The sequence below is a fragment of the Nocardia sp. NPDC051570 genome, from assembly GCF_044454005.1.
Lineage (GTDB): Bacteria > Actinomycetota > Actinomycetes > Mycobacteriales > Mycobacteriaceae > Nocardia.
In genome coordinates this window covers 44,866-57,469 of record NZ_JBITDI010000018.1, presented here as the reverse complement: position 1 = coordinate 57,469, position 12,604 = coordinate 44,866, and the positions used below count along the sequence as shown (strand labels likewise).

At 67.3% G+C, this 12,604-nt stretch carries 8 protein-coding genes; 3 read left to right on the top strand and 5 right to left on the bottom strand.

The window, feature by feature from the left end; all coding sequences use genetic code 11:
* Positions 1–19: 19 nt before the first annotated feature.
* Positions 20–2,956 (bottom strand): excinuclease ABC subunit UvrA, encoded by a 2,937-nt coding sequence (uvrA, locus tag ACIA76_RS34385; protein ID WP_397158010.1) that lies wholly within the window; start codon positions 2,954–2,956, stop codon positions 20–22.
* A 403-nt stretch (positions 2,957–3,359) separates the two neighbouring features.
* On the opposite strand from uvrA, the gene ACIA76_RS34380 reads away from it, so the two are divergent.
* Together ACIA76_RS34380 and ACIA76_RS34375 are read left to right on the top strand one after the other, a co-directional pair.
* Positions 3,360–4,700 (top strand): diguanylate cyclase domain-containing protein, encoded by a 1,341-nt coding sequence (locus ACIA76_RS34380; RefSeq protein WP_397158007.1) that lies wholly within the window; start codon positions 3,360–3,362, stop codon positions 4,698–4,700.
* Positions 4,701–5,070: 370 nt separating this feature from the next.
* Positions 5,071–7,374: a HelD family protein gene (locus tag ACIA76_RS34375; protein WP_397158005.1), complete on the top strand. Its 2,304-nt coding sequence runs from the start codon at positions 5,071–5,073 to the stop codon at positions 7,372–7,374.
* A 272-nt stretch (positions 7,375–7,646) separates the two neighbouring features.
* On the opposite strand, the gene ACIA76_RS34370 is transcribed toward ACIA76_RS34375, so the two are convergent.
* The 3 genes from ACIA76_RS34370 to ACIA76_RS34360 form a co-directional block, all read right to left on the bottom strand.
* Positions 7,647–8,099 carry a universal stress protein gene (locus ACIA76_RS34370; RefSeq protein WP_397158003.1) on the bottom strand — a complete coding sequence of 151 codons (453 nt, stop codon included), beginning with the start codon at positions 8,097–8,099 and terminating at the stop codon, positions 7,647–7,649.
* 394 nt (positions 8,100–8,493) lie between these two features.
* The gene (locus ACIA76_RS34365) at positions 8,494–8,910 is read right to left on the bottom strand and encodes a DoxX family protein (protein ID WP_397158248.1); all 417 of its coding nucleotides are present in this window, start codon (positions 8,908–8,910) and stop codon (positions 8,494–8,496) included.
* A gap of 56 nt (positions 8,911–8,966) precedes the next feature.
* Positions 8,967–9,839 (bottom strand): helix-turn-helix domain-containing protein, encoded by an 873-nt coding sequence (locus tag ACIA76_RS34360; protein ID WP_397158001.1) that lies wholly within the window; start codon positions 9,837–9,839, stop codon positions 8,967–8,969.
* A 67-nt stretch (positions 9,840–9,906) separates the two neighbouring features.
* On the opposite strand from ACIA76_RS34360, the gene ACIA76_RS34355 reads away from it, so the two are divergent.
* Positions 9,907–10,380: a VOC family protein gene (locus tag ACIA76_RS34355; protein WP_397157999.1), complete on the top strand. Its 474-nt coding sequence runs from the start codon at positions 9,907–9,909 to the stop codon at positions 10,378–10,380.
* 20 nt (positions 10,381–10,400) lie between these two features.
* Here the strand turns inward: ACIA76_RS34355 and uvrB are convergent, their stop codons facing one another.
* Positions 10,401–12,572, bottom strand: a complete 2,172-nt coding sequence (gene uvrB / locus ACIA76_RS34350; RefSeq protein WP_397157997.1) for an excinuclease ABC subunit UvrB — start codon at positions 12,570–12,572, stop codon at positions 10,401–10,403.
* Positions 12,573–12,604 lie beyond the last annotated feature (32 nt).

Genomic DNA, 12,604 nt, shown 5'->3' with positions numbered 1-12,604 from the left:
GACGCCGCCGCGTCCGCTCTCAGCCGACGGCGACCTTACTTCTGGCCGTGGGCTTCTTGGCCTTGGTGGTCTTCTTGGCCGGTTTCGGGTCCGTCGCGGGCTTGGCGGCCAGGACCTCGCGGAGGAATTGGCCGGTGTAGCTGTTCGCCACGGCCGCAATGTCTTCCGGGGCGCCCTCGGCGATGACCGAGCCGCCGCCGGAGCCGCCCTCGGGGCCCATATCGATCACCCAGTCGGAGGTCTTGATGACGTCCAGGTTGTGTTCGATGACGATGACCGTATTGCCCTTCTCCACCAATCCGTTGATGACGCCGAGCAGTTTGCGGATGTCCTCGAAGTGCAGGCCCGTGGTCGGCTCGTCGAGGATGTAGACCGTGCGGCCGGTGGACCGCTTCTGCAGTTCGGCCGCGAGCTTGACGCGCTGCGCCTCACCGCCGGACAGGGTCGGCGCGCTCTGGCCCAGGCGGACATAGCCCAGGCCGACGTCGACCAGGGTCCTGAGATAGCGGTGGATCGAGGTGACCGGCTCGAAGAACTCGGCCGCCTCCTCGATGGGCATATCCAGCACCTCGGCGATGGTCTTGCCCTTGTAGTGCACCTCCAGCGTCTCCCGGTTGTAGCGGGCGCCGTGGCAGACCTCGCAGGGCACATACACATCCGGCAGGAAGTTCATCTCGATCTTCAACGTGCCATCACCCGAACACGCCTCGCAGCGGCCGCCTTTCACGTTGAAGGAGAACCGGCCCGGCTGATAGCCGCGCACCTTCGCCTCGGTGGTCGCGGCGAACAGGGTGCGGATCTTGTCGAAGACGCCGGTGTAGGTGGCCGGATTCGAGCGCGGGGTGCGGCCGATCGGCGACTGGTCCACCTGCACCAGCTTGTCCAGCTGGTCGAGACCGTTGATGCGGGTGTGCCGGCCCGGCACCTGGCGGGCGCCGTTGAGCTTGTTGGCCAGCACCGTCGCCAGGATGTCGTTGACGAGCGTGGACTTGCCCGAACCGGAGACGCCCGTCACCGAGGTGAGCACGCCCAGCGGGAAACTCACATCGATGCCCTGCAGATTGTGTTCGTTCGCGCCGACGACGGTGAGCTGCTTCTTCTTGTTCACCGGCCGCCGCACCAGCGGCACCTCGATCCGCTCGCGGCCCGAAAGGTACGCGCCCGTCAGCGAATTGCGGTCGGCCAGCAGACCCGGATAGGGACCGCTGTAGACCACCTGACCGCCGTGCTCACCGGCGAGCGGGCCGATGTCGACCACCCAGTCCGAGGCGTGGATGGTGTCCTCGTCGTGCTCGACCACGATCAGCGTATTGCCCAGATCCCGCAGCCGCGTGAGGGTTTCGATGAGGCGGCGGTTATCGCGCTGATGCAGGCCGATGGACGGCTCGTCGAGCACGTACAGCACGCCGACCAGGCCCGAGCCGATCTGGGTGGCCAGCCGGATGCGCTGCGCCTCACCGCCGGACAGCGTCGCCGCGGCGCGCGAGAGCGTCAGATACTCGAGGCCCACATCGAGCAGGAAGCCCAGCCGGGCCTGAATCTCCTTGAGCACCTGGCCCGCGATCGCCGACTCCCGCTCCCCCAGCGCGAGCGAGTTCAGGAACTTCGAGCAGTCGCGGATGGAGAAGTCACAGACCTCGGCGATGGATCGGCGGCCGCCCTCGGCATTCAATGTGACCGCGAGGATCTCCGGGCGCAGCCGAGCGCCGTCGCAGACCGGGCACGGCACATCGCGCATATACCCGTCGTAATGCTCCTTCATCTGCTCGGATTCGGTGTTCTCCATGCGCCGCTGCAGGAACGGCATCACGCCCTCGAAATCGGCGTAGTAGGACCGTTTGCGGCCGTAGCGGTTGGTGTAGGACACGTGCACCTGATCGGAGCTGCCCTCGAGTACCGCCTTACGGGCCTTGAGCGGCAACTCGTTCCACGGGGTGTCCATGGAGAAGCCCACGGCCTCGGCCAGGCCCGACAGCAGCCGGGTGAAGTATTCGGCCGTCTGCCCGCGCGACCACGGCGCGATCGCGCCGTCGGTCAGGCTCAGCTCCGGATCGGGCACCACCAGATCCGGATCGACCTCCTTGCGGATGCCCAGGCCCGTGCAGTCGGGGCAGGCGCCGTAGGGCGAGTTGAACGAGAACGACCGGGGTTCCAGATCCTCGATATCGAGCGGATGTCCGTTGGGGCAGGCCAACTTCTCGGAGAAGCGGCGCTCCCGGTCGTGGGCGTGCTCGTCGCGGTCGACGAAGTCCAGCACCACGATGCCGTCGGCCAGCCGCAGCGCGGTCTCGATCGAATCGGTCAGGCGCTGTTTGGAACTCGGTTTCACGGTGAGGCGGTCGACCACCACCTCGATATCGTGCTTCTCCTGCTTCTTCAGCTTCGGCGGCTCGGCGAGCGGATACACCACGCCGTCCACCCGCACGCGCGAATAGCCCTGGGTGTTCAACTGGTCGAACAGGTCGACGAATTCGCCCTTGCGCGTGCGCACCACGGGCGCGAGCACCTGAAACTTGGTGCCCTCCTCCATCGCCAGCACCTGGTCCACGATCTGCTGCGGGGTCTGTTTGGCGATCAGCTCACCGCAGACCGGACAGTGCGGCGTGCCCGCGCGGGCGTAGAGCAGGCGCAGATAGTCGTAGACCTCGGTGATGGTGCCGACCGTCGAGCGCGGATTGCGGTTGGTCGACTTCTGATCGATCGACACCGCCGGGGACAGGCCCTCGATGAAGTCCACATCGGGCTTGTCCATCTGACCGAGGAACTGCCGGGCGTATGCCGACAGCGATTCGACATACCGGCGTTGTCCCTCGGCGAAGATGGTGTCGAACGCGAGGCTCGACTTGCCGGACCCGGACAGCCCGGTGAAGACGATGAGGCTGTCGCGGGGCAGGTCGATATCCACCCCCTTGAGGTTGTGCTCCCGCGCTCCGCGCACCGTCAGGCGATCCGCCACAGGCCGTCCCTTCTCGCTCGTCTTCGACGTCCAGATTCATCCCCACCGCCATGCTAGGCACACCCACCGACAAGAATCGGCGGACGGCTGTTCGACCAGGCATGTAACAGGATTTCGGCTGTCGCCGACGGATTGCCGATCGCGCGACGGCGACCGCCCGTCCAGCCTACGTTCTCCGACACGGAAACCGCATGCGGCCGACACGCTCGCCGAAGGAGCGCGAAATCCGCCCTCCGGCACGATGATCGACTTGGGCGAATTCTCCGCTATCTCCGTATTGCCCGGCGCTTGTAATGACCGTCGACCCGGATGCGATGAATTGGCACAACTGTGACCCACACAACAGTGACGGCAGGATCCCCAGCGCCACCGACGCAAGTCTCAACGATCAGGGGGTACGCGAGTGATAGCAGGTGACGATCGGCCCGATGCCCTGGCCGATGCCGAACAGCTTGCCCAGCGGTACCGCACGCTGGTCGAGCACAGCCCCGACGGCGTGCTCGTGCACGAGGGCGGCGTCATCGTCTACGCCAATCCGGCAATGGTTCGGCTACTGGCCGTCGGCACCATCGACGGTCTCGTCGGGCAGCCCCTGATTCGATTCGTCCATCCGGATTGGGTGCCGGATATGCTCACGCGCATCGACCGGCTCACGGCCTCCGGCGACGCCCTGGAACCGGCCGAGCTGACCCTGCTACGCGCCGACGGGCAGACCGTCGAGGTGGAAACCGTTCCGGTGCTCACGGTCTGGCAGGACCGGATGGCCTATCAGGTGGTCATCCACGATCTCACCGCGCAGCGCCGCGCCGAGGCTGCCCAGCGGCGCGCCGAACAGCATTACGCCACGGTCGTCTCGCAGCTCGAGGAGGGCGTGGTGGTGATCGATCGGAACGGGCGCATCGAATCGATCAACCCGGCGGCCCGGCGGATCTTCGGCCACCCCGACGACGAGTTGATCGGACTCCCGCTCGACGCGCTCGCACTGGCACTGCTGGACACGCATGCCCAGCCACTGCCGCCCGCGCGGCATCCGCTGGCGCGCACGCTGGCCACCGGCGAGACCATCTCGCGTCACGTCTTCGGCATCGATCGCCCCGATGGGCAGCGTCGCTGGCTGTCGGCGTCGAGCCGGTTGCTCAATCCCGAGGATCCGGCCTCCTCGGCGGTGGCATCGTTCAACGACATCACCGAATATCGGGCCAGCCGAAGGCAATTGGAATATCAGGCCTCCCATGATCCGCTGACCGGGCTGGCCAATCGGTCGCTGGTGCTGTCGCAGCTGGCGGCCGCGCTGGGCACCCCCGCGGCGCAACCGGTCACGACGGTGCTGTTCATCGACCTGGACGGTTTCAAGGGCATCAACGACACGCTCGGACACGCCGTCGGCGATACGGTGCTGCAGATCGTCGCGCAGCGGTTGCAGCGCGGGCTGCGGCCCGCGGATGTGGTGGGCCGCATCGGCGGCGACGAATTCCTGGCGCTGCTCTCGGGGCGGGCCCTGCCGGTCGATCTGGACGCCCTCGTGACCCGGCTGCGCGCCGCGATGTCCGAACCGATCATCGCCCGCGGCCATCGCATCCATGTGGCCGCCTCGATCGGGGTCACCCCGCTGCGGCCCGGCGACACCCGGACACCGGAGGCCGTGCTGCACGATGCGGATCGGGCGATGTACCGTGCGAAACCGGCCGCCCATCGCGAGGGCGGCGCCCTGGAGCGGCGGCCGAACAGCACCCACGCGTCCTGAAGGACTGGCCGATGATCCTGCCGCAACGCGACCCCGGAATTCGAGGCGGCCCGCACCGCGGCCGATACGATCATCGCGAACGTGCCCGGTTTCCGACGGCCGCGGGCGCCACACCCGATCGAGACTCCGAACACATCTGTGCCCCTCGCGCCAAGGGATCGGCGCGCGGAGCACACCGAAGGCTTTCGCGGCTCACCGCAGCTACGCACCTTTTCCGATCCTCGCGCGCGACATCGCCGTGCGCGAGGCGACACCGCCGGGTCCACCTGCGATTACGGCGAGCACGCCGAACCCTGACTAGACTCGAAAACTCTGTTTTCTGCTCGCGCGCGGCCACGTCCGGCCGGCCGTGGTGACAAGGAGTTCCGTTTTGCCCGACCGCCTCACCGAGGACAGACAGGCGACCGATCACGCGGCCGAACTCGACCGCGAGCAGGTCTACCTCACGCAGCTCTATCAGCGGCTCGACGAGATGCGCGCCTATGCCCAGCGACGGCTCCGCGAGGTGCTTCTCGATACCGGGGGCACCCCGCAGGCGCGCAGCGAACGCGAGTCGTTCACCCAGCTCTACTCCGAGGATCTGTCCAAATACGACGCCGCCGAACACGGCCTGTGCTTCGGGCGAATCGACCTGTCGGAGAACGAGACCGAGGAGCAACGCTACATCGGCCGCCTCGGCATCCTCGACGAGGACCACGACTACGCGACCCTGCTGCTGGACTGGCGCGCGCCCATGGCCCGGCCGTTCTATCTGGCGACCACCGCCCAGCCCGACGGGGTGACCCGGCGTCGGCATATCCGCTCACGCAATCGCGCGGTCACCGCGATCAACGACGAATACCTGAGCCTGGAGGCCGCGCGCCGGGCCGGAGCCATCGACTCCGACGAGGGCGGAGTGGGCAGCGAGAGCGCGCTACTGGCCGCGCTGAACGCCGCCCGCACCGGGCAGATGAGCGACATCGTCGAGACCATCCAGAGCGAACAGGACGCGATCATCCGCTCCGAGCACAAGAGCGTGCTCGTGGTCCAGGGCGGACCGGGCACGGGCAAGACGGCCGTGGCGCTGCATCGGGCGGCGTATCTGCTGTACACCTATCGTCAGCAGCTGGACAAGGCCGGCGTGCTGATCATCGGGCCCAACTCCACCTTCCTCGACTACATCGGCCAGGTACTGCCCTCCCTCGGTGAGACCGGGGTGCTGCTGTCGACGATCGGCAATCTGTATCCGGGAGTCCAAGCGACGCTGGAGGATTCGCTGCGCGCGGGCGAGCTGAAGGGCTCGCTCGAGATGATCGAGGTGTTGAAGAAGGGCGTCCGCGATTGGCAGCAGGCGCCGAGCGAACCGATCCGGCTGCGCTTCGACGGCTACGACCTGTCGCTGGATCGCAGGATCGCCACCCGCGCACGCGGGCGGGCCCGCTCGTCGCGGCGTGCGCACAACCTCGCGCGGCCGGTGTTCGCCGCGTCGGTGGTCGACGCGCTGACCGATCAGCTGGCCGAGACGATGGGTCGCGACCTCTCCGGCGGCCGGAATCTGCTGAGCCAGGCCGATCTCACCGAGATCCGCGACGAGATGCGCGCCGACGCCGAGATCCAGCGCGCGATCGCGGGCCTGTGGCCGATCCTCACCCCGCAGGAGGTGCTGGCCGGGCTGTGGGCCGATCCGAAGCGGCTGGCCCGCGCGGGCGATCAGCTCTCCGCCGCGGATCGCCAGGAGCTGTTCCGGCCCGATGACGGGCATTTCAGCGCCGCGGATACGCCGCTGCTGGACGAGCTGGCCGAACTACTGGGCGTCGACGACACCGAGGAGCGCGAGCGGTCCCGGCGGCGCTGGCGCGCCCAGCTGGCCGAGGCGCAGGATGCGCTGGACATCCTCACCGGCTCCGCGCCGCAGGACATCGAGGACGAGCTGGATCCGGAAATCCTCATGGCCTACGACCTGATCGACGCGGGCCAGCTGGCCGAACGGCAGCAGGTGCGGGCCCGCCAGACCACCGCCGAACGCGCCGCGGGCGACCGCACCTGGACCTACGGGCATGTGATCGTCGATGAGGCACAGGAGCTTTCGGAGATGGCGTGGCGAATGGTCATGCGGCGTATCCCGAATCGCTGGGTCACCGTGGTCGGCGATGTGGCGCAGACCGGCGATCCGGCGGGCGCCTCGTCCTGGCAGCACATGCTGGAACCGTATGTGGCCAAACGCTGGAAGCTCACCGAGCTGACCGTCAACTACCGCACCCCCGCCGAGATCATGACCGTCGCCGCGGATGTGCTCGCGGCCATCGACCCGGCCGCCACCGTACCCCGCTCGGTGCGCGAATCGGGCTATCCCCCACAGGCTTTACGCGTCGAGCCGGTCGACCGCCCCGAACAGATCGCCAAGCTGGTGGCCGAGGAATCCGACCGCCCCGGCATCACCGCGGTCCTCGCCCCCCACGCCCTGATCCACGAATTCACCGACCAGGCAGGCGATTCCGTGCAGGTCCTCACGGTGACAGAGGTCAAGGGCCTGGAATTCGACGCCGTGATCCTGGTCGAACCACAGACGATCCTGAACGAGTCCCCACGGGGCCTCAACGACCTGTACGTAGCACTCACGCGCGCGACGCAACGACTCTCGGTCGTACACAGCGAAGACCTACCGGAGGTACTGAGCGCACTGCAGACGAACTGAGGGCGGTCGTCGCCTCAGGACCGAACCACCGGCCCTCATGCTCCCGCGTCCGGCCTCGAGGCTCTGTCCCCTCGTATCCCCCGGCCGCCCGGCCACTCAGGGCCCGCCCCTTACGTTCTCGTCGCCCAGCCCTAAGCCTGGCCTTCACGCCCCGAGCAGCCCTAAGCCCCTGGCCCTCATGTCCCCCGTCCAGCCCAGGCCTGGGCCCTGATGCTCCTCGTCGCCCCGCCCCCCCGGCCGGGCGACGAGGATATCCGTCGGGACGAACGAGGTCAGCGGACGGTGTGGACGACCAGGACGTCGATGCGGGATTTGCGGGCCACATCCGAGGGGACCGAGCCGAGGAGGCGGCCGGTGAGGGTGTTGAGGCCGCGGTTGCCTACCACCAGCAGGTCGGCCTCGATGTCCTTGACGAGGGTCAGCAGGGATTCGACCGGCTCGCCGACGACGGCGCGCTCGATGATGTTGGTGGCGCCGGCGGCGGTCGCGCGGTCACGGCCCGTCCGCAGGATTTCGTGCGTGGGCGCCGAGCCGCGGACCTGGTAGGCATCGTCCTTGAGCACATCGGCCGCGGCGGCGACATCCCGATCATCGGTCGGGTAGTACGCGCAGACGATGTACAGGGTGGCGCCGGCATCGCCGGCCAGTGCCGCGGCCTTGTCGACGGCGACGTACGACGAGTCCGAGCCATCGGTACCGACGACAATGGTCCGATAGGCGGTCATCTGTCCTCCAAACGTCCAAAAGGGTCGGATGCCGACGCGATTTGCCCGTGACTACGGGTACCGCGTGGCAACTGCGCTAGACGATAACCTTTACGGGGCCGGAAATATCCCGAATCGCAGCACATCACACTCGCGCGGGGAGTAACGAACAGCACACGTTCGCGGGGCGAATGCCATAAAGGGCCTCGGCTACCAGCGCCGATTCGCCGCCTCCGGCGGATACGAGATCTCCGCCACTGAACCGAACGGTCTTGTGTCACTGGGACTTTCGTCACAGCACGGACATTCGGATGCGAACCGCACGGCCGCCCCGCGAGGGCGGAACGGCCGGGTCGGTTCGTGGTTCGCCCGAATATCACCCGCGTATTGCCGTGAATATCGGTGCGATCTCGGCTCAGCCCAGGTGGAAAAGCGGACCGGTGATGGTGAGGCCGAGGTCACTGTTGTGGGCGAAGAAGGCGAACAACATGAGCGCCGCGCCGCCGAGGGCGACATCCTTGTTGAAATGCACCATCTCGCCCTGTTTGGCCTGTGCGTCGGACTCCTTCCAGAACGCGTGCATGAGGAAGGCCGCGGGCAGCACGAATACGAGCAGAATCAGCGAACCCAGATCGGCCCAGACGCCGAGCAGCACGCTCAGACCGCCGACGATCAGCATCACGCCGCTGACGAGCACGCCGGCCTTGGCCGCGGGCACGCCTTTACTCGCGGTATAGGCCGCCATGGCATCGGTCTGGGTCAGATGACCGAAACCCGAACCGAGGAACAACAGAGCGAACAAGATCCGCCCGATGAGCACTACAACATCCATCACCAACGCCTCCTCGCTTGTCGGCAGAACGGCCTACCAGGCCGGTAGTACAGAATTCAACCGGACATTAGCGAGCTACGGGCGTATTCCAGCGGCGCCATTCCGACTTCCTTGGCGAACTCGCGGGAGAAGTGGGCCTGATCGAAGTAGCCGAGACCTACGGCGAGGGCGGCCAGATCGCCGGTCCGGCCGTCGGCCAGCAGTTGGGCGCCGTCCTGGAGGCGATAGCGGCGCAGCACCCATTTCGGCCCGGCGCCGACATAGCGTCGGAACAGGCGTTGCAGCGTGCGGATCGGGAGGTCGAAACGCTCGGTGACCTGGTCGACCCGGGTGAGGTCGCGGTCGGATTCCATGGCCGCGATGATGCGCAGCACCAGGCGATAGGACTCGTCGACGGGCGTATGCCGGGCGGCCTCGGCGAAGAACTCCTCGACGATATCGCGGCGTTCCTCGTCGGTGGTCGCGGACAGCACCTTCTCGGCCAATCCCACCGCATCCGGCAGCACCGCGGTCAATTCGGCCGCCGAATCGCGCAACGATCCGACGTCCAGCCCCGTGAACGCGCCGAAGCCGCCGGGGCGGAACTTCACGCCGAAGGTCTCCCCCAGACCGGACAGCTCGCGGATGTATTTGACCGTGCTGACACCGTTGACCCAGCCGCCGACGCGGGTATGGGTCCGCTCGAAGGTGAGGTTGACGCTCGGGAACGACAGCACCTCGGCCCGGTAGTCGGATTGTCCGCGCAGATCCCAGGCGACCGACCAGTACCACTCGATGAACCGCGCGGTCTCCCCGCGGGCCGGCAGTCGCCCGAGTGTGCGATGCCGCGCCTGTTCCCGGGGATGCAGGATACCCTTGGCCACCTCCGGGGGCGGGACCGGAATCAGTTCGGGCGCAAGGCTTTTCGCCCGGTCTTCAGCGTCGGGCACGACCGCTCCGGCGGGCCTGTCGCGTTCTTACAAGACCCGGGGCGGACATCCGGCAAGGGTGGTCACCATGACGAACACAGTGAATCCGATCGCCGAGGGCTACCACTCCATCACCTGCTTTCTCGCGGTCGCCGACGCCAACAAGGCCATCGAGTTCTACGGCGCCGTCTTCGGTGCGGAGGTATTGAGCCGCAACGACCTTCCCGACGGCCAGGCCGCCCACGCCGAGCTGAGGATCGGCGATTCGACCATCCAGGTCGGCATGCCGGTCGCCGAACACGGCCTGCGCGCCCCCGCCGCGGACTGGGTCCACACGAGCGTCGTGCACTACTGCCCCGACGTCGACGCCGTGGTGACCCTCGCCCGCGAGCACGGCGCCCGCCGCGTCGAGGATCCCGCCACCTTCGTCACCGGCGACCGCTTCGGCGCGGTCATGGACCCTTTCGGCCACCGCTGGATCGTGATGACCCGGGTGGCGGACATCTCCCGCGCAGAGGCCGAGCGCCGGGTGAACGAATGGATGGCCGAACAGCAGGCGTGAGGGGGAGATCCCGGCGCGGGTCATTTCAGCCCTGCGGCGTCCATGCCGCGTAGCTCCTTCTTCAGGTCGGCGATTTCGTCCCGGAGGCGGCCGGCGAGTTCGAATTGAAGTTCGCGGGCCGCGTTCATCATCTGGGCGGTCATCTCCTTGACCAGGTCGGCCAGTTCGGCGCGGGGCATGGATTTGATATCGCGGCCCTCGTAGACCCCGGCGCTCACGGCCCGGCCGGGTTCACCCTGGGCGCGGCGGCCGCGGCTGGCGTTGCGGCCCGAGCCGCCGACCTCCACCTCGGTCTCGTCGGCCTCGCGGTAGACCTGGTCCAGGATGTCGGCGATCTTCTTGCGCAACGGTTTCGGGTCGATGCCGCGGGCCTCGTTGTAGGCGACCTGTTTGGCCCGGCGCCGCTCGGTCTCCTCGATGGCCTGGCGCATCGAGTCGGTGACCTTGTCGGCGTACATGTGCACCTCGCCGGAGACGTTGCGCGCGGCGCGGCCGATGGTCTGGATGAGGCTCGTCGCGCTGCGCAGGAAGCCCTCCTTATCGGCGTCGAGGATGGCCACCAGCGATACCTCGGGCAGGTCCAGACCCTCGCGCAGCAGGTTGATGCCGACCAGCACGTCGTAGTCGCCGAGTCGCAACTGCCGCAACAACTCCACCCGCCGCAGCGTGTCGATCTCCGAATGCAGATACCGCACCCGCACGCCCAGCCCGAGCAGATAGTCGGTGAGGTCCTCGGCCATCTTCTTGGTGAGGGTGGTGACCAGCACTCGCTCGTCGCGCTCGGCGCGCTGGCGGATCTCGTGTACCAGATCGTCGATCTGGCCCTTGGTCGGCTTCACCACCACATGCGGGTCGACCAGGCCGGTCGGGCGGATGACCTGTTCGACGAATTCGCCTCCGGTCTGGCCCAGTTCGTACGGGCCGGGGGTGGCCGACATATAAATGGTCTGGCCGATCCGGTCGGCGAACTCCTCCCAGGTGAGCGGGCGGTTGTCGACCGCGGACGGCAGCCGGAAGCCGTATTCGACCAGGTTGCGCTTGCGCGACATATCCCCCTCGTACATGCCGCCGATCTGCGGAACGGTCACATGCGATTCGTCGATGACCAACAGGAAGTCGTCGGGGAAGTAGTCGAGCAGCGTCGCCGGGGCCGATCCGGCGGGGCGGCCGTCGATATGGCGCGAGTAGTTCTCGATACCCGAACAGAATCCGACCTGGCGGATCATCTCCAGGTCGTATTGGGTGCGCATGCGCAGCCGCTGCGCCTCGAGCAGTTTGCCCTGCCGTTCCAGCTCGGCCAGCCGTTGCTCGAGCTCGATCTCGATATCGTGGACCGCGCGTTCCATCCGCTCCGGCCCGGCGACGTAGTGGGTCGCGGGGAAGATCCGCAGCATATCCACCTGGCGCACCACATCGCCGGTGAGCGGATGCAGATAGTAGAGCGCCTCGATCTCGTCGCCGAAGAATTCGATGCGGATCGCGAGTTCCTCATAGGACGGGATGATCTCGACGGTGTCGCCGCGCACCCGGAACGTGCCGCGGGTGAAGGCCATATCGTTGCGCGTGTACTGGACATCGACCAGCAAGCGCAGCAGCCGATCCCGATCGACCTCGGTCCCGACCTCGAGCGGAATCGAGCGGTCCATATAGGACTGCGGCGTGCCGAGGCCGTAGATGCACGACACCGACGCGACCACCACGACATCGCGGCGTGAGAGCAGGCTGTGGGTCGCCCGGTGGCGCAGCCGCTCGACGTCGTCGTTGATCGAGCTGTCCTTCTCGATGTAGGTGTCGGTCTGGGCGATATACGCCTCGGGCTGGTAGTAGTCGTAATAGGAGACGAAGTATTCGACCGCGTTGTGCGGCAGCATCTCCCGCAGCTCGTTGGCCAGCTGGGCGGCCAACGTCTTGTTCGGCGCCATGATCAGCGTCGGCCGCTGGACGCGCTCGATCAGCCAGGCCGCGGTGGCCGACTTACCGGTGCCGGTGGCGCCCAGCAGCACCACATCGCGCTCGCCCGTCCGCAGGCGGCGCTCCAGCTCGTCGATCGCCGCGGGCTGGTCGCCGGCCGGTTGATGCTCGCTGACCACCTCGAGCCGGCCGTCGGTTCGCTCGATATCACCGATGGGCCGGAACTCCGAATGCGCCAGCGGTGTGTCCCCCTCGGCGGGAACCTCGGTTGCGAAAGCCATACGACCACCCTAGGACGACCCACCGACAACAA

Coding starts and splice junctions, on each gene's coding strand:
- ACIA76_RS34365 (WP_397158248.1), bottom strand. CDS start 8,910: ATGGATGTTGTAGTGCTCATCGGGCGGATCTTGTTCGCTCTGTTGTTC.
- uvrB (WP_397157997.1), bottom strand. CDS start 12,572: ATGGCTTTCGCAACCGAGGTTCCCGCCGAGGGGGACACACCGCTGGCG.
- ACIA76_RS34370 (WP_397158003.1), bottom strand. CDS start 8,099: ATGACCGCCTATCGGACCATTGTCGTCGGTACCGATGGCTCGGACTCG.
- ACIA76_RS34355 (WP_397157999.1), top strand. CDS start 9,907: ATGACGAACACAGTGAATCCGATCGCCGAGGGCTACCACTCCATCACC.